Origin of the sequence: Christiangramia sp. 3-2217-3z (genome assembly GCF_051195275.1) — a bacterium.
Taxonomy (GTDB): Bacteria; Bacteroidota; Bacteroidia; order Flavobacteriales; family Flavobacteriaceae; genus Christiangramia; species Christiangramia marina.
The window spans coordinates 581,716-607,090 of record NZ_JBNJLI010000001.1 but is presented as its reverse complement, the minus strand read 5'-3'; the positions used below and the strand labels follow the sequence as shown (position 1 = coordinate 607,090).

Below are 25,375 nucleotides of genomic sequence, written 5' to 3'. Positions count from 1 at the left end.
AGAGCCAGTATTACTAAGCTGTAATTTGTTCGTTAGGGACTAATGTAAGCTCCTTATTATTTACCTGGATATCCAGGGATTCTGATCCTTCAAGAAAAAACTCGGTCCCCTTGGAAGAAACTGAAACCTTGATAATGCGGTCTCTAAAATTCACTTTGAAAGAATAGGCATTCCAGTTTTCAGGAATCTGTGGTTTGAATGACAACTGGTCATTTTCCACACGCATACCTCCAAAACCTTCTACAATACTCATCCAGGTTCCAGCCATACTGGTAATATGGCATCCTTCCTCTACTTCTTTGTTGTAATCATCAAGATCCAATCTTGAAGTTCTCACATAAAACTCATAAGCCTGTTCCATTCTTCCCAGAACCGCAGCCTGAATGCTGTGTACACACGGAGACAATGAAGATTCATGAACCGTTAGCGGCTCATAATAATCGAAATGCTTTTCTAGTTGCTCTCTGCTGAAATGATCTTCAAAGAAATAGAATCCCTGCAGCACATCTGCCTGTTTGATATAACAGGAACGAAGAATCCTATCCCAGCTCCATTTCTGGTTAATTGGTCTATGCTTTTTCTCCAGATCTTTTACCGGGATGATCTCTTTATCCAGAAAACCATCCTGTTGCAGATACACGCCATGTTCTTCAGAATACGGGAAGTACATTTTTTCAGCAACTTCTCTCCATTTGGCTAATTCGCCTTCATTAAGATCTGTTAAACCCATCACTCTCGCGTAATCTTCCTGGTGACCATCTTTAACTTTATTGATTGTTTCAAGACAATATTCAATACACCATTTAGCAAGGTAGTTCGTGTACCAGTTATTATTCACGTTATTCTCGTATTCATTAGGACCGGTCACCCCAAGGATCACATACTTATTCTTATCCTTGCTGAAGTTTGATCTTTGATGCCAGAACCTGGCTACGGCGATCATTACTTCCAGTCCTTTTTCAGGGATATAACTGAAGTCGCCGGTGTAACGTACATAATTGTAGATCGCAAAGATCATGGAACCATTCCTATGAATTTCTTCAAAAGTGATTTCCCACTCGTTATGGGATTCCTCACCGTTCATAGTTACCATCGGGTAAAGCGCGGCTCCATTCGAAAAGCCTAATTTCTCAGCATTCTCCTTGGCTTTCTGAAGGTGATTATAACGATACGTAAGTAGCTTACGTGCTACTTTCTGATCTTTGGTCGCCATATAAAAAGGAATACAATAGGCTTCTGTATCCCAGTAGGTGCTACCTCCATACTTTTCACCGGTAAAACCTTTCGGACCAATATTTAGTCGATCGTCTTCTCCTAAATAAGTTTGATTGAGCTGGAAAATATTAAATCGAATTCCCTGCTGAGCTTTTACATCTCCGGAAATTGTAATATCTGCCATTTCCCAGATCGAAGCCCAGGCTTCTTTCTGATCCTTCTTTAAAGATTCAAATCCTTTTGAAGTAGCCGAGTCAAGAACTTTGCCTGCCGCCTGAAACAGTTGCTCCTTCTTATGGTTCATATCTGAAACATAACCGGCATATTTTATAATAGCAGCCGTTTCCTGTTTCGCGGTCTTTACTTTATAAGCAAAAGAAATACGATCTTCTCCAACTGAAGAAGTTGCTTCAGTAGTAACTTTTTCGTTATTCAGTAAAATTTTAGACTGCATAAAGGTTCCAACATGGAAACCGGTTTTCAAAGTTTTACTCACGATATAGCCGCGCTCAGAGTCTTCCTTTACTTCCAGAGTTTCCCAGAATCGTTCTTCCCAGTTTGCATCTGTATTAGTAATACTTCCATCAAGATAAGGATCGAACCTGATCTCGGCATCCTGATTTAACGGAGTTACTTCAAATTTTATCGCTCCAAGCTCGTCTTCAACAATAGAAACAAAACGCAAAGCTTTTACTTCCACTACAATTCCATTTGGAAGCTCGGCTTCAAAACTTCTTGAAAGAGTACCCTCTTTCATATTCAACTCACGGCGAAAGTTTTTAACCAATTTACAATTGAACAGATCCAGTGGTTCTTCGTTTACGAAAACGTTGATACCAATCCAGTTCGGAGCATTCAAAACTTTCGCAAAATACTCGGGATAACCATTTTTCCACCAGCCTACTTTGGTTTTATCGGGGTAATAAACCCCTCCAATGTAACTTCCCTGGAAACTTGGTCCGGAATACTGTTCTTCAAAATTTGCACGCTGTCCCATAGCTCCATTTCCAATACTGAAAAGGCTTTCTGAGGATTTCACTCTACCTGCGTCAAATTCTTCTTCAATGATGGACCACTCGTCCGGCTTTATATAATCCTGATTCATTACTTCTCGTTTCTCAATAAATTTTCAATAAATTCTAGTTCGATCTCGGTAAAGTCATTAAAAACATGATCTGCTTCGCCTAGAACTCTGGCAGAGCCAATACCGATACTCGTCATATTTCCTGCATTGGCCGCCTGGACTCCTGCCAGAGCATCTTCAAATACCACACAGTTATGCGCTTGTACACCAAGCTTAACTGCGGCGATCAGGAAAACTTCCGGATCTGGCTTCGCTTTTGAAACATCGGTTCCATCTACGATCGCGTCAAAATCATCATATAAATTGATCTGCTTTAAAATTCGGCGTGCATTCTTGCTGGCAGAACCTAAAGCGAATGGAATATTATTCTGCTTTAAATAGTCTAGGATTTTTCTAACGCCCGGAAGGATTTCAGATTCATCCATTTTTTCAACATAGCCCAGATAATTCTCATTTTTCAATGCCATTTGTCTGTTGAATTCTTCTTCAGAAAGTTCCATATTTCCCCAGCGTAGGATCTTTTTTAAAGATTCCCCTCTGCTCACTCCCTTTAATTGCTCGTTTTGTTCCTTAGTGAAGTCAAAACCAAGATCATTAGCCAGTTTTTTCCAGGCTTGAAAATGAAATTTCGCTGTATCAACGATCACTCCGTCGAGATCGAAAATTACGGCAGCTTTTGTATTCGTTCTATGCTGGGTCATATTTAATAGCTTTTCTATCTGTAATTAATAAGTTTGAAAATGCCGCGAATAACAGGAATACACCTGCGACGGTCATTGCATGGATCGATTCTTCTCCAATAAGTTTTTGTAGAAATACAACACCTCCAAGTGCTGCGATAATTTGTGGAATCACTATGAACATATTGAAAACACCCATCATCAATCCCATTTTTGATGATGCTACTGAACTTGACAGCATTGCATAAGGCATGGAAAGTATACTTCCCCAGGCAAAACCAATGAGTACAAAACATACGTATAGCATTTCTGGGTCCCCGGGAATAAAGTACATCAGTAAAAATCCGGCACCTCCAAGAATTAAACTTCCCATATGTACGAGTTTACGATTGATCGCAAATCTTGAAGTGTAGAAAGTTAATAGCAAAGCAAATGCCATGGAAGATAGTCCGTAGATTCCCATTTTGGATCCTACATCATCACTGGCTTCATTGTAGCTCTTATCCTGTTCTGAATATTCCAGCCTCGCCTGGTCATCCTGAAATAAGATCACCCTGTCTGCGTCATACTGAAGTTCTCCTTCACTATCCAACTGGGCGAATTCTTCGATCTGAGGCTTAGGTGCATTATAAATATGACTGGTAAGCGCCGGGTTTGCCAAAGTCCACATCGCAAAAAAAGCGAACCACGAGAAAAACTGAACTACACCCAGTTTTTTCATGATCTTAGGCATCAAAGCGTAGGTTCCCAGGATGGTCTTGATCATACCCTGATCTTTCTCAGGTTCATCGCCATCCTCGAATTTTTGCATTTGTTCTGGCGAATACTCTTTGGTAGTGAAAATGGTCACCAGAATAGATCCAATGAATACAACAGCTCCAACGATAAAAGCAACTCGAACCGACTCTGGAACTACTCCTGGAGCGGCCTCGTTACTAATATTAAGCACGTTATTCATGAATTTAGGGAGGTTACTGGCCACCCAGGTTCCAATTCCTATAATTAATGTCTGAATAACGAATCCATAACTTCTTTGAGAATCTGGTAACTTATCTGCTACAAGGGCGCGGAATGGTTCCATAGATATATTAATGGAGGCATCCAGCACAAGTAACAAGCCTGCTGCCATCCATACTGCAGAAGAGTATGGCATTAGCAAAAGAGCGATGGAGCTAAGTATGGCTCCAAGGAGGAAAAATGGTCTTCTTCTACCTAAACTCTTATGCCAGGTATTATCGCTTAAATAACCAATTATTGGTTGCACGATAAGGCCTGCCAATGGAGCAGCGATCCATAATAATGGAATGTTGTCCTTTTCAGCACCTAATGTTTCGAATATACGGGACATGGTCGAGCCTTGAAGCGCGAAACCAAATTGTATACCCAGAAATCCGAAACTCATGTTCCAGATGTCCCAAAACTTTAAACGGGGTTTTTGCATATCGTGATTTTGATTGTTCTACGATAAGCACTAAGACTTATCAAAACTTATAAAAGATAGGAAGTAAAAATATAAGTTCTGATAAAATTTCAACTACGGCAAATATAAAGTTTTTTTAAAACGCAATAGCTATTTCCTCGATTTTGTTGAATCTCTAACCACCAGGCCGGTCTCTACAATGATAGTTTTGTAGTAATCATCTTCGGAAGGTGTGCGCTCAAGCTTTTCAATTAAAAGACGTGCAGACTCCTCTCCCATTCTCATCCCATGCTGACTTACCGTAGTCAAACTCGGAATAAATCTTTTTGACAATTCACCATCTGTAAAACCAATTACAGAGACATCATCAGGAACCTTTTTCCCCTGATCGTGTATGGATTTTACAGCAGAAATGGCAAAATGTTCATTTACAGCGAAAACTCCATCCACATCGCGTTCCTTCAGAAATGCTTCAATTTCCTTTTCACTGTCCTCCATTTCCTCGATCTTCAGAATAAGATCTTCATTTATATTTATACCATTTTCAGCTAAAGCCTGCTTATAACCATGCGTACGCAGTTTACCCACACTTACATAATCCACGGTAGAAATTAAAGCGATCTTCCTGCAGCCTATATCTATAAGGTATTGAACAGCTTTTTTCCCTCCGGTAACATCATCAATGATCACTTTATCGCAGGAAATATCCTCAGCAACACGATCAAAAAGTACACAAGGCATTCCCTGGTTGATCACTTCCGCAAGGTGGTGATAATCCCCTTTTTGCATGGTTTCCTTGGCAAGTGACAGAATAAATCCATCGGTACTTCCATTCGCCAGCATTTCCATATTCAGAACCTCTTTGTCAAATGAATTATCTGAAAGGCACACCAAAACGTTATATCCCATTTCGTTGGCCACTTTTTCCACTCCACTAATAACTGTTGTAAAGAAATGATGTACAATTTCGGGAATAATGATCCCTATTGTCTTGGTTTTCCGATTCTTAAGACTTAAAGCAATGTTATTAGGCTTATAATTATAGTGTTTTGCAAAAGCCTTGATCTTGGCACGTGTTTCTTCACCAATCTCTGAGCTGTCTCGAAGTGCTTTTGAAACGGTGGAGATAGATACATCAAGCTCTTTTGCAATTTTCTTAAGGGTAAGTTTCGGTTTCATTCTTTTCGGATAATCGTGAATTAGGCGGAATATATTTTCGATCTCGCAAAATTAGCAATATTTGATTGTGAATCTCTTAAGAAGAAAAAGTTTTCAACACGAAAACGTTTTCGTTCCAGTAATAGTTAGTTTTCGCCAAATATTGGATTTGAATTTACATACATTTAACCTCAGGAAGTAAAAGTATAAGGTTAATTTTTATCAAAAATCAATAAAAAATTTATGAGGACTTTAATTAAAAGCACATTGTTTTTGCTGTTCATGCTACCAATGAGCTTTTTTGCACAAAACACCGTTAGCGGAAATGTGACAGAGACTGCCACAGGCCTTCCGGTTCCAGGTGTGAACGTAATCGTTCAAGGTACCAGTAATGGTACAACGACCGACTTTGATGGTAATTATACCATATCTAATGTATCTAATGAAGATATACTTGTTTTCTCCTTTATAGGATTCGTAACACAACAGGTTCCTTTCGAAGGTCAGTCTACTATAGACATTACTCTTGATGAGGACTCAGCTACGCTGGACGAAGTCGTTCTTATTGGTTATGGAGCAACCTCAGAGCAGGATGCGACCGGAGCCGTTGAGAAGATTTCTTCGGAAACCTTTAACCAGGGTGCCGTAGTTGCCCCGGAACAGCTGATCGCTGGTAAATCTGCCGGAGTACAGATCACCCCGGGTGGTGGAGCTCCAGGACAGGGAGGAACAATTAGAATTCGTGGTGGTTCATCACTATCGGCTTCTAACGATCCTTTGATCGTAGTTGATGGTGTACCATTAGATCAACGTGGAGTTGCAGGTTCAAGAAACGCGCTTAACTCTATAAACCCAAATGAGATCGAAGATTTCACTATATTAAAAGATGCTGCAGCAACTTCTATTTACGGTTCCAGAGCCTCCAACGGGGTAATTCTTATTACCACGAAAAAAGGTAAAAAGGATTCTCCATTTCAGTTTACGTATGATCTAAAAACTTCCATTGGGAATGTTATAGATAAAGTAGACGTTTTAAATGCCGATGAATTTAGAAACCTGATCAACAATACTGCAGGAACAGATCCTTCTTTATTAGGAAATGCAAATACAGACTGGCAGGATGAGATCTACGAAACTTCAGTTGGAGCTATACATAACTTTACAGCTACTCAGGGTATCGGGAATTTCTACTATCGTTTGAACTTTAACCATACTGCTGAAACCGGAGTTATCAGAAAGGATTATTACGAACGTAATGCTTTTAATATCTCTTTGAACCAGGACCTTTTTGACAATTCGTTGAAACTGACTCTTACTTCGAAGAACTCTTTGGATAAGAACAAGTTTTCGAACGGTGGTGCCATTGGATCTGCAGTAGCTTTCGATCCTACACAACCTATTTATGATGACAACCTTCCTTTTGGTGGATTCTTTGAATTCAACAGACTTTCAGGAGGTGAAATCACACAACAAAATCTTGCGACCAGAAACCCGATCGCTCTTTTAGAGCAAACTACAGACCAGAACCAGACCAGACGTTCTATTACAAACTTGAATGCTGAATATAAAGTTCCTTTCTTAACGGGTCTTAAAGCAGTAGTAAGTGCTGGTTTTGATTATGCTGAAGCAAATGGTGATAAATTCACTCCTGTATTTGCAGCATCGAACACTTCTAACATCGATCAATTCGAAGATTATAGTAATATAAACCGTAACCTTCTTCTTGATACTTACTTAAACTATAAGACTGAACTTGGTTTCTTTGAAACAGATGTTGACGTTACCGCAGGTCATTCTTACCAGGAATTTTATTCTACAAGCAATGTTTTTGGAACGGAGCAGGATCAAATTAGAGCACTTCCAAGAGATATTAACAGGAACTCTTTAGAGTCTTACTTCGCGAGAGCTAGTTTTGATATTAATAACAGGTACCTGATCTCTGGTAGTATTCGTGCTGATGGTTCTTCAAGAGTGTCTCCAGACAATCGTTGGGGTTACTTCCCGGCAGCCTCTATAGGTTGGAAAATTCACAATGAAGAATTCCTTGAAGGTTCAAGAGTGCTTAACGAATTGAAGCTTCGTGGTGGTTACGGTGAAACTGGAAACTATGAGATCGATAGAAATTATGGATATTTAGGTCTATACACACCGAGTCAGGGTGGTGCCAGTTACCAGTTTGGAAATGAATTCGTAAGTACCATCAGACCTGAAGAGTACGATGAGGATCTTAAATGGGAAAGCCTTATTAACTATAACGCAGGTATCGACTTCGGTTTATTCGATAATAGATTGAGTGGCTCTGTAGATGCATATTACAGAGAAACTGAAGATCTTATCGCAACCGTACCGGTACCAGCAGGTGCTAACCTTTCAGATCAATTATTAACGAATGTTGGAACGACTGTAAGTAAAGGTATCGAGATTGGAATTAGTGGTGATATCGCCAGGTCTGAAGATTTTAACTGGACTTTAGGTTATAACATTTCCTTCCAGGAATTAGAGATCACAGAACTTTCTTTAGGTGATGATGCAAACTTCTTTATCCCACAGGGAGAAATTAGTGGTGGTACAGGAAACAACATTCAGCTTTGGAAAGAAGGTTATGACCCATCTACATTCTTTGTGTTCAGACAGGTTTATAATGATGCCGGGCAGCCAATTGAAGGTGCTTATGTAGATGTAAATGGTGACAACCAGATCACAGAAGCAGATAAGCAGCCATACAAGAAGGCAACTCCAGATTACTATATGGGTCTAACCAACACCATGAATTATAAAGACTTTGACTTCAGCTTTACTTTTAGAGGAAGTTTTGGAAACTATATTTATAACAACACGCAATCTGCAAATGGTTTTATAGAAGCTGGAACAAACACACCTTCAGATTATTACTCTAATTTTAATTCGAACGTACTGGAGTCTGGTTTTGTTAACAGTCAGTTCTTCTCAGATTACTACCTGCAGGCAGCAGATTTCGTAAAACTTGATAACGTAAGCATTGGATATACGATCCCGGGAGAAAAAGTTGATTTCAGAGCTTCTTTAACGGCGACAAATGTACTTACGATCACAGATTACGATGGGCTTGATCCTGAAGTTTTTGGTGGAATCGATAACAACTTCTACCCAAGATCAAGAAGATTCGTACTGGGACTGAATTTTGCTTTTTAATGAATAATAGAAAAATTACTAGAACTATGTTTAATAAATTAAAATCTACTTTCCTTATTCTCTTCGGAATGGCGGTTCTATGGTCATGCGAAAGCGATCTGGAACTTACTCCTGAAGATAACAGGGAAACTGCGGCTTCAGCTTTTGAAGATCCCGCAGCTTACAAACAGTTTTTGGCTAAATTATATGCAGGTTTTGCAATTAGTGGTCAGGATGGTCCTGCTGGAAATGCCGATCTATCTGGGTTGGATGAAGGATTCTCACAGTACATGCGTTTGTACTGGATGGTGCAGGAACTTACTACAGATGAAGCGGTAATTGGATGGAATGATGGAACGGTTAAAGATCTACACAACCAGAACTGGACTTCAGGAAACGAATTTATTCGTACGATGTATTCCAGAATTATGTACCAGATCGCACAGTCTAACGAATTCCTTAGACAAACTGAAACTTCAGTAGTTGAAGGTCGTGGTGTGGATGCCGCAACACAGGCAGATATCCAGGTATATCGTGCAGAAGCAAGATTCCTGAGAGCTTTAAGCTACTGGCATGCACTTGATCTTTATGGTAATCCTCCTTTCGTTACAGAGCAGGATCCTGTTGGAGCGTTCCTTCCGGAGCAAACCAATTCAGCAGAGCTTTTCACTTATATTGAAAGTGAACTTTTAGCGATCGAGAGTGAACTAGCCGCTGCAGGTGCTAATGAATATGGCCGTGCAGATCAGGCAGCAGCCTGGATGTTACTTGCAAAACTTTACCAGAATTCAGAAAAGTACACTGGATCTGATAGATCTTCAGATGTGATCACTTACACTGAAAAGGTGATCAACTCAGGATTTACTTTAGTTGATGACTACCAGAAGTTATTCCTTGCAGATAACAATATGAACGGAGCCCAGAGCGAGATCATTTTCCCGATCACTTTTGATGGGATCAATACTCAGGCTTATGGTGGAATGACTTTTATCATTCATGCAGCAGTGGGAGGATCTATGGATCCGGATAACTTCGGAATTAATGGTGGATGGGCCGGTCTAAGAACCACTTCTGCCCTTATCAATGATTTCCTTGAGAATGAGGATGATGATATTGAAACAGTAGCCGATGAAAGAGCTATTTTTTATACAGACGGTCAGTCTAAAGAGATTAGTAATATCTCAAATTTCACTGATGGTTATGCCGTTGCTAAATACAAGAACGTAGATGTGAATGGAAACGCAGGATCAGACCCTACAGGAGATTTTCCAGATACAGATTTCCCAATGTTCCGTCTTGCAGATGCTTACCTAATGTATGCTGAAGCCGTAGTTAGAGGTGGTGGTGGAAGTGAATCTGCTGCTGTAGATTACATCAATGAGTTGAGAGAAAGAGCTTTTAACGATGATAGCAACAATATCTCGTCCCCAGATCTAACACTAAACTTTCTATTGGAAGAAAGAGCTAGAGAACTTTACTGGGAAGCTCACAGAAGAACAGATCTTATAAGATTTGGACAATTTTCTGATGGTGGCATATGGCCGTTTAAAGGTGGTGTTCCACAGGGAACTACTACACAATCTTTCAGAGACCTGATGCCAATACCAGCTTCAGATCTAGGAGTGAACACGAATTTGACACAAAATCCAGGATACTAACAAAATACTATTACAACAATGAAAAAGTTTTCAATTTTCTTACTAATAATGATCGCATTCGTAGGTTTTACATCCTGTGAACATGATGATGATGTGGTTTTTACAGCTCAACCTGATGCCGATGGGATCATGTTTATGAGTGCAACTGCAGAATCTTACACCCTCACTTCAGAAACTGCAAACAATATCGCTGAGCGATTTGTATGGAGTGAAGTTGATTTTGATGCTCCAACCACTGTTACTTATGAACTTCAGGGTTCCTCTGATGCAGATTTCTCTTCTTTCAATATTATTGGAACAACAGGAGAAAATAACCTTGGAGTTACTGTTAGCCAGTTAATGTCTTTAGCTACGGAAGCAGGTTTGGATAACGACCCTGAAACCGAAATGCCAAATGCAGGAGATATCTACTTCAGAGTTCGTGCTTATGCAGGAACTGACGGAAGTAACGGCCTGAACGCTACTTCCGAAGTGATATCTTTAAGAGTTGTACTTCCTGAAGCTGTTATTGAAGAGGAAGAGAATCCTTCAAAGATGAATCTATTCTTAGTAGGTGACGCGACTGCAGCTGGTTGGTCTAATGACAACAACAACATGCCACTTTTTAGAAATCCTGAAAATGACAACATGTTCAACTTTTCCGGAAGATTTGCTGGTGGTGATGGTGTAGAAGGTTTCAAATTACTTGAAACTCTGGGAGCATGGCAGCCACAATGGGGAGGTACAGATGGAACTTTAGGTGTAAATGCAGGTGATAGTGAAGATCCGGCAGCAATTTCAGTAGAAGATGATGCTTACTACACGCTTTCATTGAACACTGAAGATATGACGTATACTTTTGAAGCTATGGATGCTTCCGCAGCAACAATGTACGATATGGTAGGTATTATTGGTACTGCTACAACGGGTACAGATGAAGGTTGGAATGATGATATGGATATGACCCAGTCAGATTTCGATTCTCACATCTGGTACATGAACGATGTGGAACTGTTTGACGGTGAACTTAAGTTCAGAGCAAACAACGCATGGGATGTAAGCTGGGGTGCAAGTACACCTATCAGTGGTCAGGGCGCAAACGCAAATGATCCAAATGTCCCTGTTACTGCAGGAGTTTATGATATCTGGTTTAATGACCTAACTGCAAGATATATTCTTATTCCTGCAGGAGAATAATCATACAATTTTATACCGGGGCTAATTTAATTAGCCCCTTTTTTTTCTTTAAACTGAACTAATTATGAATACTAATAAATTTTTATGCAGTCTGCTGCTGGGTGGTGCACTCTTTATAGGTTCGTGCTCCAGTGATGATTCAGATGACATCGTGGATGAGACAGATGATATAACTGGTACTCCAGAAACCCCTGCTCCATCTGAACCTCAGGCTTTGGACCTGGCATCCCTGGACAATGGCAACCGGGTAATGATGCAGGCTTTCTACTGGGATGTAGAACCAAAATTTGCCTGGTGGGACAACCTTTCAGAAAAAGTACCGGAATGGTCTGAAGCCGGTGTGGACAGAATCTGGATACCATCTCCTGCCAAAGGACAGTCTGGTGGTTACTCTATGGGTTACGATGTGTCAGATTATTTCGATTTTGGTGATTATGATCAGCATGGAACCGTGGAAACAAGATTTGGTTCAAGAACCGAACTTGAAAATTTAATTGCTACAGCTCACAGCAACGATATTGAAGTGATCGCAGATATTGTACTGAATCATAATTCTGGTGGAGGTTTGCAATACAATCCGTACCGGGAATATGATACTTACACTTTATTTGATGAAGCAAATGGAAATGCTTCAGGGATGTTCAATAGAACTTACGAGGATTTTTATCCAAATAGTGTGAGCCAGTACGATCCGGGAAGTCTTTTTTATGAAGAGACCAATCTTGATCACCATAGAGAAAGAGTTCAGGACTGGCTATGGAGAGACGAAAATTCAGTAGCCAAATATTACAAAAATGTAATGGGATTTGATGGCTGGCGTTTTGATTATGTAAAAGGTTTTGAACCATGGGTCGTAAAAGAATGGAATGAGGCTGTTGGAGGATTTTCTGTAGGAGAAAATTTCGACGGAAATCCAGATGTACTTCGTGACTGGATCGAAGCTTCAGGATCACCTGCATTTGATTTCTCTACTTTTTATAAACTCGAAGAAAGCCTGGACAGATTTGAAGATCTTAGCATTCTAGAAAGTGATATGCTTTGGAAAACAAATCCTGAAGATGCAGTAACCTTCACTGCGAATCATGATACTGAAAAAGATTCTAATGAGGATAATTATATCATGAGCTCCAATAAAATGAAGGCTTATGCATATATCTTAACTCACCCTGGCTATCCTACGATCTTCTATTCAGATTATGAGAATGAAGAATTTAAAGATGAGTTGAAGACGTTAATTTCGATTCATAACAGTCTTGCAACTGGGGACACGGAGTTACTTTATGCAGACCAGGATGAATATGTTATGAAAAGAAATGGATCAGGTACTAATCCTGGATTAATTCTTTATATTAGCATCAATAATGGTACAAAAAGAAGAACCGTAAGTTCGAACTGGAGTAATGTTACGCTACAGGATTATAGTTCGAATTCAACATATTTCCCTACCTCCGATGAAACTGGAGCGGTGACCATCGAGGCTCCTGCCAATGGATATTCGATCTGGTCTATTACAGAATAAAGATTTTGATTTTGAATTTTCATAGGTGTTAATTCAAAGAAGGCCTCACAGATTTGTGAGGCCTCTTTTTTTTTGTCATTTTTTCTCTGAAATACGCTACAAAAAGCATATAATTTAGCTTATTTTCGAACCCAATCCCCTATTTCTACTACTGAATCTCAATAGAATAGAATTTCCAAACCTTTAATTAATTGTTTTCATTATTTGTCAACTTTTTATTGTTAGTAAATTTTTAGATTATTGGTTATCAGTATTTTAACTGTTTTTGTTTGAAAACTTTTTTCAAACGATTTGTTAATTGTCCGGAAATAATGCCTAGTTTTATACCAGCCGATTAGAGCATTTCTAACCTAAAAATCTCATTTTTATGCCTGTACAGGAAAATCCAGTTGTTCCAAAGACGTATACTCAGGAACAGGCCTTCGAAGCTTCACTAAAATACTTCAAAGGCGATGATCTTGCCGCCAGAGTCTGGGTAAATAAATACGCCCTTAAAGATTCTGACGGGAATATTTATGAACTCACTCCAAACGATATGCACAGACGTATCGCCAGCGAAATTGCAAGAGTTGAAAAAAAGTATCCAAATCCTATGACCGAAGACGAAGTTTTCGATCTCATCAAGGATTTTAAATATATCGTTCCACAGGGAAGTCCTATGGCTGGAATTGGGAATCCTTACCAGGTTGGTTCGTTATCTAACTGTTTCGTGATCGGTAATGATGGAAATTCAGATTCTTACGGTGGGATCATGAAGATCGACCAGGAGCAGGTTCAGTTAATGAAAAGACGTGGTGGTGTAGGTCATGACCTTTCTCACATACGTCCTAAAGGATCGGCTGTAAAGAACTCAGCGCTTACCTCTACCGGAATTGTTCCTTTTATGGAACGTTACTCTAATTCTACAAGAGAAGTAGCACAGGATGGACGTCGTGGAGCTTTGATGCTTTCGGTTTCAGTAAATCATCCCGATTCTGAAGATTTTATCGATGCTAAAATGGAGCAGGGCAAAGTTACAGGTGCCAATGTTTCGGTTAGGATCGATGACCAGTTCATGAAAGCTGTAAAGAACAACACTAATTATACTCAGAAATATCCAATCTTTTCCGCACAGCCAAAGGTTTCAAAAGAGATCGAGGCAGATAAACTCTGGAAAAAGATCGTTCATAATGCATGGAAATCGGCTGAACCTGGTATTCTTTTCTGGGATACAGTGATCAACGAATCTGTGCCAGATTGTTATGCAGATCTTGGTTATAAAACGGTTTCTACCAATCCTTGTGGAGAGATTCCACTTTGTCCTTATGATTCCTGCCGTTTGCTTGCGATCAATCTTTTCTCTTATGTAGAAGAGCCATTTACAGAAAATGCACACTTTAACTACGAACTGTTCAAAAAACATATTTCTGCTGCCCAAAGAATTATGGATGATATCATTGATCTTGAACTGGAAAAGATCGACAACATCATTGGTAAGATCGATGCAGATCCAGAAAATGAAGAGGTAAAGGCAGTGGAGAAAAATCTATGGCTTAATATCCGTAAAAAAGCACATGAAGGTAGAAGAACTGGAATAGGCATTACTGCGGAAGGTGATATGCTTGCCGGTTTAGGTATTAAATACGGTAGCAAGGAAGGAATCGATTTCTCTGTAGACATTCATAAGAGTATTGCTGTTGAAGCCTATAGAGCTTCCGTAGAAACTGCGAAAGAAAGAGGTGCTTTTGGGATTTTTGATTCGGAAAGAGAGAAAAATAACCCATTCATTCTTCGACTGAAAGAAGCTGATGAAAAGTTGTATTACGACATGCTTGAGCACGGTCGTAGAAATATCGCGCTATTAACGATCGCTCCAACTGGAACGACCAGTCTTATGACGCAAACCACTTCGGGAATTGAGCCTGTTTTCCTACCGGTTTACAAAAGAAGAAGAAAAGTAAATCCAAATGACAAGGAGGCTCGCGTAGATTTTGTTGATGAAGTTGGAGATTCGTGGGAAGAATATGTGGTTTTCCACCATCGTTTTAAGCAGTGGATGAGCGCCAAAGGTTATGATACCGATAAAAATTACTCGAACGAAGAACTTGACAAACTGGTTAAACTTTCACCTTACTACCAGGCAACGTCTAATGATGTAGACTGGCTTAGCAAAGTGAGAATGCAGGGAGCTGTACAAAAATGGATCGATCACTCTATTAGTGTGACCATTAACCTTCCAAACGATGCTACAGAGGAACTGGTTGGAAAACTGTACCTGGAAGCATGGGAAGCTGGTTGTAAAGGTGTTACTGTATATCGTGATGGTTCAAGATCTGGTGTTTTAATCTCTAATGATGAGAAAAAAGAGGAAGACGAGGAACAGACTTCCGGATCTTTCCCTCTAAAAAGACCAGACGTTCTTACTGCAGATGTGGTTCGTTTCCAGAATAACAAGGATAAATGGATCGCATTTATAGGACTTGTAGATGACAGACCGTACGAGATTTTTACAGGTTTTGCAGATGATGAAGAAGGTATTCTTATCCCTCGCTGGGTGACTGAAGGTTATATCATTAAAGCCAGAAATGAAGACGGATCTTCTCGTTACGATTTCCAATATGAAAATAAGCGTGGTTACAAAACTACGATCGAAGGACTTTCACATAAATTCAATCCAGAATTCTGGAATTATGCAAAATTGATCTCCAGCACATTACGTCACGGAATGTCTATCGATAAAGTGGTAGATTTGATCAACAGCCTTCAATTGGATAACGAATCCATTAATACCTGGAAAAACGGAGTGGTAAGAGCGCTTAAACGCTTTATCGCTGATGGAACAGTTGCCAAGAAGGAAAAATGTAATAACTGTAATTCTTCAAACCTTATTTATCAGGAAGGTTGCCTCACCTGTAAAGATTGTGGCTCTTCAAAATGTGGATAATTTATTTGTTGTAAGTGTTAAACTGAAAAAAAGGTCTCGTGAGAACGAGACCTTTTTTTGTTTGAATATTTCTACTACTGAAGTGTAACCTTTACAATACCAATTTCATGCTTCTTCTGAAGATTTTCTGGCTCGATCCCGGGACCAATAGAAAATTGAAGTGCTTCTACCTTTTGCAAATCAAAACCTTCCGGGTTCTGATGCTCAAAATAATAGGGTAGAAAACCAGGATAAGGACGTGGCAGCGTAACCGTTTTCACTGGTTTAAGCTCATCAAGTTTGATCCGTATCTCTTTTAAATGATTATCTAATTCGATCACTTTTCCGAAAGCCGAACCGTTTTTCATCAATAACGCAACCTGAAGTTTCTCGGTACCCGACTTAAGATTACGAGCCTTAATGATAAGTTCCTTCTGATCTCGAGGTAGCCTTACTCCTATTTTATTCTGAAAATTAAATCGAAAAGAGTAATCATAAATTGGAGTTGCGTTTTTGTTCTCTATATCTTCTGAAAATAATTCATCCAGTCTTACCTGAAATTCGGCCTCAACTGAATTTAAGGGAACAATCTGATTGCCAGGTTTCCATGAATGAACCACCATATCTGCATCCATAGAAGCATCGAAAACTGAGATAGCAGAACCTTTATCATAAATACGAGTAGAATAAACATCTTCTGAATAGAAATCCCAGTTCTCCGGACTACCCGAAACATCACCCGGGAATGTTCGTTTTCCATTCGTTGTTTCCAGAATAATACGGTAAGTAAGTATTCCTGGAACCATCAAATTTTGCGGTACATCTGCAGAATAATCGTATTGATTTTCTGCTTTCATTTCTACTGCTTCGTAGCTATTTCCATTCTGAAACCATATTTCGGCTTTATTAATCTCCTCATTTGAAACGATCTCTGCATCAATAGAAAAGCTCTGATTAGCTTCCGCGGCATTAACTGCTTCATGCAGGACATAGGTACGTTCAACCGACTCTTCTACCGCCACAAAATTGTCGAGTTCCAAACGAAAGTCTCCTTTATAATTTTTAATATCAAAATTCTGCCCTTTTTGAGTTAGTAGATAGGTACCAGGAGAAATTGAAATCGTACCAGCTTCAGCCTCCTGAACTTCAGATTCCGCAATATTCATCTGTTGGAACTCAAAGTTTCCAGCAAGCCCGGGAATAGCTATTTTCATCTCGTTCAAATTGTACCTGATCACGGCAATTGTTTTTTCAAGACTATTATTTCCGAAGGGATCCTGGATAAGAAATGGGTCGGGCATTACTTCCAGACGCCAGACTCCTTCTTCTAGTTTATCCAGAAAGTAAGCTCCTTTTCCGTCATATTCGATCACTTCAGAACTACCGTGACCCGCGATTTCTCTTAATTCTGAAATCGCTTTAGGTTTTTCAGCATTGGAATTCGTGTAAATAAACTTTTCCGCAGAATTATAAACAGCAAGATCATCTTCATACTGAATGAGAAAGTCTCCAAATTTTAAGTTTTCGGGATAGGTTCCCTGATCTTCGCCTAATTTGTTATGATGGAATATCTCCCCGGCGATCATAAGACCCAAAGCCTTATGCGGAGTATAATTGAGATTCATATAATGGGTATTATATTCTGTATTCGCATAAGCCAGAAAAGATGGATCATAGGCAAAATGCGTCCCGATCTGAATTCCCGCTTCTCGAAAACTGCGTGCCATTGCGGGATAGATATATGATTTATTAACATCGGCAGCATCAAACTCATACACCAGTTTAGCGGCATTATTATTTTCGATAGCATTGTTAAATGGAATATTATAATCATTCACATTGGGAAGCAAATTCCCCGGGATTTCCTTCTTAAAACCAAGTCCGGTTGGATACCATTGAAAAGTACCACCCTGAATATCAGATTTAAAATAAGTATCTGCAAGGTGAACACTATGGGTGACGTTATAAAAAACAGGTTTCTGAGAACCGGAATCCCGAATAGCCTTCGCGAGTTTATTAATGAATTCTTTTACCTCTTCAGGAGTACCGCGATGATGTGGTTCATTGCTGATTTCAACAGCGATTAGATTCGGATCATTTTTATACGCAATTCCCGTATAAGGATTCACGTGGTTCATAAATTGCGTGAGATAATTTTGCTGGGCAGCGACCGCTTTGGGATTGGTCAAACTTCCTTCCTTGCCATACTTATTGGAAAATCCCGGAGTATCCTCGTCTGGTTCCGGCCAGCCATTTCCCCAATATGCTATTGGAGTGATTACAAAATTGATTTCGCGCTTTTTGAGTTCACTCAGTAAATAATCGAACGCATCCAGGTGTTCATTCTGCAGTAAATTCCCATCTGCATCGCTAATTTCTGTATCCCAGACGTGAAGACGATACAGATCAAAGTTAAGTCGGGAAAAATGGTAGAGATCTTTATCAATTTCAGCTTTGATATCAAGCCCGAGTTTCTCACCAGATCGGTAAGCATGCGCGAATGGTGCCGAATAATTGACTCCAAAACCCTTTACCTCCTCTCCGGAAGGCTCCCAGTGAATTATCCCATTTTCGTCAACAACTGTAGTTATTTGAGAAAAAACGGGACAAATATTTAAAAAAAGTACAATAAGAACAGTAATCCAATCGAATATACGAGACATTAAAATTTAAAGTTTAGAGTGTACAGATGCCGATGGCTTCTTCAAGCGCTTTTAGCTTATTATCATAGGTTGGAATAAATTCCTGTGCGATATAACCATCAAAACCGGTGTCATGAATCGCCTGAATGATTGCAGGGTAATTCAATTCCTGAGAATTATTGATCTCGTTCCTCCCCGGATTTCCCGCGGTATGATAATGATTGATGTACGGATGAAATTCTCTAATGTTTCGAATAACGTCACCCTCCATGATCTGCATATGGTAAATATCGTAGAGTAATTTAAAGTTGGGTCGGTCCAGCCTTCTGGCAAGCTCAGCTCCCCAGAACGTATGATCTGCCATATAGTCCGGATGATTTACTTTGCTATTTAGCAATTCCATGACGAGCGTGACCTTGCGTGATTCAGCATGGTCCAACAAGGGCATTAATCCTTCTACACAGTTGTTCCAGCCAGTTTCATTATCCATCCCACGCCGACTCCCGGAAAAACAGATGACATTCTCAATATTATTATCAGCAGCTTTGTCGATGAGTTCTCTATAAGAAGTTTGCAATTTCTGATGATTTTCAGGGTCATTGAATCCATCGGTTAAACTGATAAAATCATCGGTAGCCATGGAACATGCCAGACCTTCCTCCTGCACGATTTCCCATTCTGAAGGTTTTAAAAGATCAATAGCGCTGATTCCTAATTCTCTACAGGCCTTCGCAAACTCCTTAAGTGGAATATCTGCATAACACCAGCGACATACAGAATGATTGATCTTTGAAGTAGGGTCTTGCAAATTATTAATTACAACATCGAAACCGGATGCATTCGAAAATGATGGAATGGCAAGTAAACCAGCTCCAATTCCCAGGTTCTTTAATAATTTTCTACGAGATTGATCTTTAGCCATCCTGAAATGTTTTTCCTAAATTAATAATAAATGTAATTCATACAATTATTATTTAAAGAAATTATTTTCAGAATTTAGAAAATCTCGAAATTATATCCTGCTTTTAATAATTGTAAGTAATTCTCTTTATTGAATTTATGCAAAAATGCTCCTCTTTTACTACCCGATTTATCTTTTTCTTCCAGTTTTTCTAAAACATTAAGAGATAAAACCTTTTTTCTAAAGTTTCTCGCATCCAGTGGCTTCTGATAGATCGCTTCATATAGGTTTTGTAATTGTGGAATCGTAAACTTTTCTGGCAGCAGCTCAAATCCAATGGGTTTGTGACGCGCATTATGTCTAAGTTGTTCCAATGCATCCTGTACCATTTGATCATGATCCAGAACCAATTCGGGAAGATCATCAATTTCAAACCAGTGGGCACCATAATGCTTTTCTAGTTTGTCTATATAATCCTCCACTCTAATTAAAGCGTACTGAGCCACAGATATACAGCGGAAGCCAGGATCACGGTCCTGTTTACCATAAGTCTTTAATTGCTGCATAAAAACCTCTTTCAATCCGGTAGCCTCTTCTAAAACTCTCTGCCCTGCCAGCTCAAGATCTTCATCCAGCCGTACAAAGCTACCAACAAGTGACCAGGATCCTTTTAAGGGCTCTACCTGGCGCTCGAAAACCAGCAATTTAAGCTTGCCCTCATGAAATCCGAAAATAATACAGTCTGTTGCGACATACATTTTCTCCCTGATCTGGTAAAGGTCTGTTGGCTCGAAAACTTCCGGTTGTGAGTTCTTAGTGTGCATAATTATATTCTGAAATAATAAATGTAATTATGACATTTATTATATTTGAATTACTCAAAATTAATCAAGTCTTGACAAATATCAGATCTTTTTCTACGAAGCCTTCGGTTTTTGATGATTACCAAGCGGAATTACTCGTTAATTCTCCTGGTCGAATCAATTTGATTGGAGAACATACAGATTATAATGAAGGCTTCGCGATGCCAACCGCGATCGATAAGCAAATAAGTTTCAAATTCAGAATAAATGAAACGGAAAACTTCTGCAGGATATACAGTGATACTTTTAATAATGGATTTGAATTTCACCTCGACCAGCCATTAAAGAAGCAGAGCGACTGGAGAGATTATTTAATCGGCATCATTCACGTACTTCAGCAGAAGAATAAATTGCTGGAAGGGTTTGATTGTATGATTTCCAGCGATCTTCCTACCGGTGCCGGGATAAGTTCTTCCGCAGCACTGGAATGTGGTTTCTGTGCGGGCCTTAATGAATTATTTTCTCTGAATTTAAGCGACATTGAGATCGCAAAGATATCTCAATGTGCAGAAAATGAATTTGTAGGTTCTAATTGCGGAATCATGGATCAATTTGCTTCTGTTCTTAGCAAAAAGGATCATTTTATCAAATTGGATTGTCGAAGTCTTGCTACTGAATATATTCCTGCAGATCTCGGAAACTTTGAATTGCTACTGCTAAACACAAGGGTATCTCATAACCTGGCCGACAGTGATTACAATTCCAGGCGTGAGGAATGTGAAACAGCGATCAGGCTAATTAAATTGAAGAATCCGGAAATAAAAAGCTTGCGAGATGTGGATTATGACTTGCTAGAAGATTATCGATCTGAACTTTCTGAGCAGACTTACCAACGCTGTTTATATGTACTGCAGGAAAATGAGCGTGTGGAGGCAGCTGCAGATGCGCTTCGCAATAACGATCTTCAGGCCTTGGGGAAATTGATGTATGCTTCTCATCGCGGCTTGCAGTATCAATATGAGGTGAGTTGCCAGGAACTTGATTTTCTGGTTAATTTTGCTGAAGAAAAAGAATTTATCTACGGAAGCAGAATGATGGGCGGTGGCTTTGGCGGCTGCACCATTAACCTTATAAATTCTGAAGATGTTGAAAGCTATATTACTGAAATTTCCGAAGCATATTTTGAAAGATTTAAGATCTACCCGGAAGCAATCAAAGTTGCACCTTCAGCCGGAACAGAAATAATAAAACTGGTATCCCATGAATGATGAAATGAACAAACTACCTCATCGCAGGTATAATATTTTGACCGGTGAATGGATACTGGTCTCACCACATCGCACAAATAGACCATGGCAGGGCAAAACCGAAGAGAATAAAACCCATGATAAAGCCTCGTACGATCCGGGTTGCTATCTATGTCCAGGAAATACCAGGGCAAGCGGAGAAACGAATCCTAAGTATTCTGAACCTTATGCTTTCATAAACGATTACAGCTCTCTGTTGCCGGATACTCCTGAAGTGAATTTTGAACAAGGCCTGCTGAAGGCTGAAACTGAAAAGGGAATTTGCAAAGTTGTTTGCTTCTCTCCAGATCATTCGCTAACGCTGCCACTGATGGAAGTTTCAGAAATCACGAAGGTTGTGCAGATCTGGAAAACCGAATTCGCTGAGCTAGGGAAAAATCCAGACATCAATTACGTCCAGATTTTTGAAAATAAAGGCGCTATTATGGGGTGTAGCAATCCGCATCCTCATGGACAAATATGGTCGCAATCTTCCATTCCAACCGAAATTTCGAAAAAATCTGAAAGATTCGAAGCATACTGGCAAAAGAACAATTCCAGCCTACTGGGTGATTATTTAAGTCAGGAGCTGGCTTTAAGAGAACGAATTCTCGATGAGAATGAGCATTTCGTATCCTTAATTCCTTTCTGGGCGGTATGGCCTTTCGAAGCGATGATCATTCCTAAAAGGCATCTTCAGCAAATAACAGATCTTGACGAGAATGAAGAGATCGCTTTTGCAGATATTATAAAGAAGCTGACTATAAAGTATGATAACCTGTTTAAAACGTCATTTCCATATTCTTCCGGGATACACCAGGCCCCAACTAACGGCAAGAACCATCCTGAGTGGCACTTTCATATGAGCTTCTACCCGCCATTATTAAGATCTGCCACGGTTAAGAAATTTATGGTGGGTTATGAGATGTTTGCAGGACCTCAGCGAGACATCACCGCAGAACAGGCGGTTACAATGCTGAATGCGCAACCTGATAAACATTTTAACAAGAGCTAATTCTGAACATTCTGTAATTAAAAACCCTCGAAAGATCGATCTTTCGAGGGTTTTTATTTATTGTTCTTTGTTTAGTGTTAAGCGAAATATGCATATACGCCAACAACAATGATGATAATTGCAAAACCAACCGGTTTAACAAATTTCCACGGAGTGATATCCACTTGTTTTGTATGTTCTTGTAAGTAAGGTGTTTTACGAGGTCTTAACTTTCCAATAACCAGCATGATCACAACGTTCAAGGCAAAAAGAATTGCCATAACATCCAGGTAGTGAGGATAGGCGCTTGCCTCAATGGCTGCTAATTCAGCAGCATCTGTAATTCCACTGGCAGCGGCATCTTCTAAAGCACTTTCAGCGAGGTACGGCTTCAGTCCAAACTGGCTTAGGATATATAATAGAGATCCTGATATAAGTCCGATTTTTGCAGCAATAGCTGGAACATACTTGGTTAAGTAACCAACTACAATGATCGTTAAGATGGGAATACTATATATTCCATTCACTTCCTGTAGATAGTCAAATAAACTACCTGCATTGGCTATTAAAGGAGCAATGAACATTGCTGCTACGGCAAGCACTATTCCGAAGATTTTACCATAACGAACAATGGTTTTCTCATTAGCATCCTTATTAATATGTTGCTTGTAAATATCGATTCCGAAGAGGGTTACCGAACTATTTAATACGCTATTGAAAGAACTTAGAATTGCTCCAAAAATAACAGCTGCAAAGAATCCAATTAAATAACCAGGCAATACTCTATTCACCAAAAGCGGGTATGCTTCATCTCCATTTTCCAGATCTGCACCAAAAATATGGAAAGCGATGATACCAGGAAGAACAACGATCAGTGGCCCTAGGATCTTGATAAAAGAGGCCAACATTAAACCTTTCTGTCCTTCCTTCAGATTTTTAGCAGCAAGAGCACGTTGAATGATCTGTTGATTAGTTCCCCAATAGAAAAGTTGTACTAACATCATTCCTGTAAAAAGAGTATGGAAAGGAACCGGACTGGTCTCATCTCCCATGGACTGAAATTTCTCTGGATTAGTTTCTGTTAGCGTTGTGATTCCTTCCAAAAAACTACCATCTCCAATGATCACCAGTCCAAAAATAGGTACCAGAATCCCTCCAATTAATAGTCCGATTGCGTTGATACTATCAGATACGGCTACTGCTTTTAATCCGCCAAAAACAGCATAAATAGATCCAATAATTCCAATTCCCCATACGCAAATCTTTATTGCTGCATCATCAGAAACTCCTAATAGAGTTGGAACGTCAAACATCCCGCTAATCGCTACAGATCCAGAATAGAGAATAATTGGTAATAAGACAACTACATAACCTGTAAGAAATAGGGCTGAAGTAAGTGTTTTAGTGGTAACATCATATCGTTCAGCCAGAAACTGCGGAACCGTTGTAAGCCCTCCTTTTAAGTATCTTGGTAGTAAAAAAATTGCCGTAACTACGATGGCGATAGCAGCAAGCGTTTCCCAGGCCATTACCGATAAACCGTTGGCATATGAACTTCCATTTAATCCTACGATCTGCTCGGTAGAGAGATTTGTTAGTAATAACGAACCTGCTATTACGCCGGCAGTCAGACTCCTACCGCCTAAGAAATAACCATCACTGGTGGACTCATCAGTTCTTCTGGTTGCGAAATATGCAATAATAGCTACGAGTGCTGTAAATCCAACGAAGGATAAAATTCCTATCATAATCTTTTCTTAAAATCTTCGGTTAAATATAGAATTATTATTTTACAGAAAAAGCAAAAACGATGTTGTTTTCATAGACTTCACCCGGTTTTAGCAGACTGCTAGGAAAGTTTCTGAAATTGGGAGCATCAGGATAGTTTTGTGCTTCGATCGCGACCGCTGGAAAGTTCTTATCCAGCTTTTTGAGATACACTACATCTGCCGGAAGACTTTCCGGAGAATAGATGACTAATACGGGCTGATTGCTCATCACTTTTAGCTTGATACCAGTGAGCGGAGCGAATAACTGTGCCTGCACTTCATTTTCCATAACATCCAGAATATACACATCATCAAGTTCCCTGTTGCCAAGCAGTTTATTCTCGCGATAGTCCTTAGGATGATCCCTGAGTTTTGTCAAATTTCCAGTCGGTAGGTTATTTTCATCCAGTTCCAGGATCTTAGAAGCATTTACCTGCATAAAATGATCACTAATACTTCCACCACCATTCAAATTAAAGTAAGTATGATTGGTAAGGTTAATAATCGTATTTCTATCTGTTGTGGCGCGGTAGGAAAGCTTCACATGATTATCTTCAGTCAGAGTGTAAGTCGCTTCAACTGTGACTTCGCCAGGGTAACCTTCTTCCATATGCTTACTTACGTAAGTCATTTTTACCGAAGGATTCGGTGCTTCTGTGATCTTTTTGATTTCCCAGATTTTCGTTTGAAAACCATTTGCTCCTCCATGTAAATGCGCATTTTCCAAATTTTCCTCCAGCTTAAAATCTTCTTCTCCAATGCTGAATTTCCCTTCAGCAATTCTTCCCGCAAAACGACCAATACTGGCTCCAAAACATTTATTATGCTCCCAGTAAGTTTCGCTAATATAATCGGTGATCTGGGCAGGACCTGCAACAACTTCTACCGGCTTGTCATTCTTATCTTTTAAACTAAAGCTAAACAATGTCGCACCAAGGTTCAAAATCTTTAGCTTGCTCTGCTGCCCATTTTCTAACTCGATGATCTTTAGATCTTCTTCCTGTACTGTTTTCAACAT

The 25,375-nt window shown here is 39.6% G+C and carries 16 protein-coding genes and 1 other annotated feature; of the genes, 7 read left to right on the top strand and 9 right to left on the bottom strand.

Going from position 1 to position 25,375, the window contains the following annotated elements:
* Positions 1-13 precede the first annotated feature (13 nt).
* The 4 genes from ACSHZO_RS02885 to ACSHZO_RS02870 all read right to left on the bottom strand — a co-directional run bounded on the left by ACSHZO_RS02885 (position 14) and on the right by ACSHZO_RS02870 (position 5,578).
* The gene (locus tag ACSHZO_RS02885) at positions 14-2,320 is read right to left on the bottom strand and encodes a glycoside hydrolase family 65 protein (RefSeq protein ID WP_298246562.1); all 2,307 of its coding nucleotides are present in this window, start codon (positions 2,318-2,320) and stop codon (positions 14-16) included.
* Entirely contained in the window at positions 2,320-3,000 is a 681-nt protein-coding gene (gene pgmB, locus ACSHZO_RS02880; RefSeq protein ID WP_298246561.1) for a beta-phosphoglucomutase, read from the bottom strand. Before pgmB ends, ACSHZO_RS02885 begins: the two co-directional genes overlap by 1 nt.
* On the bottom strand, positions 2,987-4,420 hold the full coding sequence (locus ACSHZO_RS02875) for an MFS transporter (protein WP_298246560.1): 1,434 nt from the start codon (positions 4,418-4,420) through the stop codon (positions 2,987-2,989). Before ACSHZO_RS02875 ends, pgmB begins: the two co-directional genes overlap by 14 nt.
* A gap of 129 nt (positions 4,421-4,549) precedes the next feature.
* On the bottom strand, positions 4,550-5,578 hold the full coding sequence (locus ACSHZO_RS02870) for a LacI family DNA-binding transcriptional regulator (RefSeq protein WP_295181038.1): 1,029 nt from the start codon (positions 5,576-5,578) through the stop codon (positions 4,550-4,552).
* Between the two features lie 222 nt (positions 5,579-5,800).
* Between ACSHZO_RS02870 and ACSHZO_RS02865 the strand changes: the two genes are divergently transcribed.
* The 5 genes from ACSHZO_RS02865 (at position 5,801) to ACSHZO_RS02845 (ending at position 15,983) form a co-directional block, all read left to right on the top strand.
* Positions 5,801-8,728 carry a SusC/RagA family TonB-linked outer membrane protein gene (locus tag ACSHZO_RS02865; RefSeq protein ID WP_298246559.1) on the top strand — a complete coding sequence of 976 codons (2,928 nt, stop codon included), beginning with the start codon at positions 5,801-5,803 and terminating at the stop codon, positions 8,726-8,728.
* Between the two features lie 26 nt (positions 8,729-8,754).
* The gene (locus ACSHZO_RS02860) at positions 8,755-10,365 is read left to right on the top strand and encodes a RagB/SusD family nutrient uptake outer membrane protein (RefSeq protein WP_298246558.1); all 1,611 of its coding nucleotides are present in this window, start codon (positions 8,755-8,757) and stop codon (positions 10,363-10,365) included.
* A gap of 18 nt (positions 10,366-10,383) precedes the next feature.
* Positions 10,384-11,541: a SusF/SusE family outer membrane protein gene (locus tag ACSHZO_RS02855; RefSeq protein ID WP_298246557.1), complete on the top strand. Its 1,158-nt coding sequence runs from the start codon at positions 10,384-10,386 to the stop codon at positions 11,539-11,541.
* A 64-nt stretch (positions 11,542-11,605) separates the two neighbouring features.
* Positions 11,606-13,060, top strand: a complete 1,455-nt coding sequence (locus tag ACSHZO_RS02850) for an alpha-amylase (protein WP_298246556.1) — start codon at positions 11,606-11,608, stop codon at positions 13,058-13,060.
* A gap of 367 nt (positions 13,061-13,427) precedes the next feature.
* On the top strand, positions 13,428-15,983 hold the full coding sequence (locus tag ACSHZO_RS02845) for an adenosylcobalamin-dependent ribonucleoside-diphosphate reductase (protein WP_298246555.1): 2,556 nt from the start codon (positions 13,428-13,430) through the stop codon (positions 15,981-15,983).
* A 74-nt stretch (positions 15,984-16,057) separates the two neighbouring features.
* Here ACSHZO_RS02845 and ACSHZO_RS02840 read toward each other — a convergent pair whose 3' ends face one another.
* The 3 genes from ACSHZO_RS02840 to ACSHZO_RS02830 form a co-directional block, all read right to left on the bottom strand.
* A complete protein-coding gene (locus ACSHZO_RS02840; RefSeq protein WP_298246554.1) occupies positions 16,058-18,625 on the bottom strand; it encodes a hypothetical protein in 2,568 nt (855 codons plus the stop codon).
* Positions 18,626-18,638: 13 nt separating this feature from the next.
* Entirely contained in the window at positions 18,639-19,526 is an 888-nt protein-coding gene (locus tag ACSHZO_RS02835; protein WP_298246553.1) for a hydroxypyruvate isomerase family protein, read from the bottom strand.
* A gap of 74 nt (positions 19,527-19,600) precedes the next feature.
* Entirely contained in the window at positions 19,601-20,329 is a 729-nt protein-coding gene (locus ACSHZO_RS02830; RefSeq protein WP_298246552.1) for an NUDIX hydrolase, read from the bottom strand.
* A gap of 71 nt (positions 20,330-20,400) precedes the next feature.
* On the opposite strand from ACSHZO_RS02830, the gene galK reads away from it, so the two are divergent.
* Both galK and ACSHZO_RS02820 read left to right on the top strand, forming a co-directional pair.
* Positions 20,401-21,576 carry a galactokinase gene (gene galK / locus ACSHZO_RS02825; RefSeq protein ID WP_298246551.1) on the top strand — a complete coding sequence of 392 codons (1,176 nt, stop codon included), beginning with the start codon at positions 20,401-20,403 and terminating at the stop codon, positions 21,574-21,576.
* Positions 21,569-22,609 (top strand): UDP-glucose--hexose-1-phosphate uridylyltransferase, encoded by a 1,041-nt coding sequence (locus ACSHZO_RS02820; RefSeq protein ID WP_298246550.1) that lies wholly within the window; start codon positions 21,569-21,571, stop codon positions 22,607-22,609. The genes galK and ACSHZO_RS02820 overlap by 8 nt, the downstream gene beginning before the upstream one ends.
* 15 nt (positions 22,610-22,624) lie before the next feature.
* Positions 22,625-22,727 (bottom strand) — a sequence feature (His leader region).
* Here ACSHZO_RS02820 and ACSHZO_RS02815 read toward each other — a convergent pair.
* A complete protein-coding gene (locus ACSHZO_RS02815) occupies positions 22,687-24,336 on the bottom strand; it encodes a solute:sodium symporter family transporter (protein WP_295181446.1) in 1,650 nt (549 codons plus the stop codon). It overlaps the preceding feature by 41 nt.
* A gap of 37 nt (positions 24,337-24,373) precedes the next feature.
* Complete coding sequence (locus ACSHZO_RS02810; RefSeq protein ID WP_298246549.1) at positions 24,374-25,375, bottom strand: aldose epimerase family protein; 1,002 nt, start codon at positions 25,373-25,375, stop codon at positions 24,374-24,376.

Coding starts and splice junctions, on each gene's coding strand:
- ACSHZO_RS02855 (WP_298246557.1), top strand. CDS start 10,384: ATGAAAAAGTTTTCAATTTTCTTACTAATAATGATCGCATTCGTAGGT.
- ACSHZO_RS02860 (WP_298246558.1), top strand. CDS start 8,755: ATGTTTAATAAATTAAAATCTACTTTCCTTATTCTCTTCGGAATGGCG.
- ACSHZO_RS02865 (WP_298246559.1), top strand. CDS start 5,801: ATGAGGACTTTAATTAAAAGCACATTGTTTTTGCTGTTCATGCTACCA.
- pgmB (WP_298246561.1), bottom strand. CDS start 3,000: ATGACCCAGCATAGAACGAATACAAAAGCTGCCGTAATTTTCGATCTC.
- ACSHZO_RS02885 (WP_298246562.1), bottom strand. CDS start 2,320: ATGAATCAGGATTATATAAAGCCGGACGAGTGGTCCATCATTGAAGAA.
- ACSHZO_RS02830 (WP_298246552.1), bottom strand. CDS start 20,329: ATGCACACTAAGAACTCACAACCGGAAGTTTTCGAGCCAACAGACCTT.
- ACSHZO_RS02850 (WP_298246556.1), top strand. CDS start 11,606: ATGAATACTAATAAATTTTTATGCAGTCTGCTGCTGGGTGGTGCACTC.
- ACSHZO_RS02815 (WP_295181446.1), bottom strand. CDS start 24,336: ATGATAGGAATTTTATCCTTCGTTGGATTTACAGCACTCGTAGCTATT.
- ACSHZO_RS02820 (WP_298246550.1), top strand. CDS start 21,569: ATGAATGATGAAATGAACAAACTACCTCATCGCAGGTATAATATTTTG.
- ACSHZO_RS02845 (WP_298246555.1), top strand. CDS start 13,428: ATGCCTGTACAGGAAAATCCAGTTGTTCCAAAGACGTATACTCAGGAA.
- ACSHZO_RS02840 (WP_298246554.1), bottom strand. CDS start 18,625: ATGTCTCGTATATTCGATTGGATTACTGTTCTTATTGTACTTTTTTTA.
- ACSHZO_RS02875 (WP_298246560.1), bottom strand. CDS start 4,420: ATGCAAAAACCCCGTTTAAAGTTTTGGGACATCTGGAACATGAGTTTC.
- ACSHZO_RS02870 (WP_295181038.1), bottom strand. CDS start 5,578: ATGAAACCGAAACTTACCCTTAAGAAAATTGCAAAAGAGCTTGATGTA.
- ACSHZO_RS02835 (WP_298246553.1), bottom strand. CDS start 19,526: ATGGCTAAAGATCAATCTCGTAGAAAATTATTAAAGAACCTGGGAATT.
- ACSHZO_RS02810 (WP_298246549.1), bottom strand. CDS start 25,375: ATGTTGAAAACAGTACAGGAAGAAGATCTAAAGATCATCGAGTTAGAA.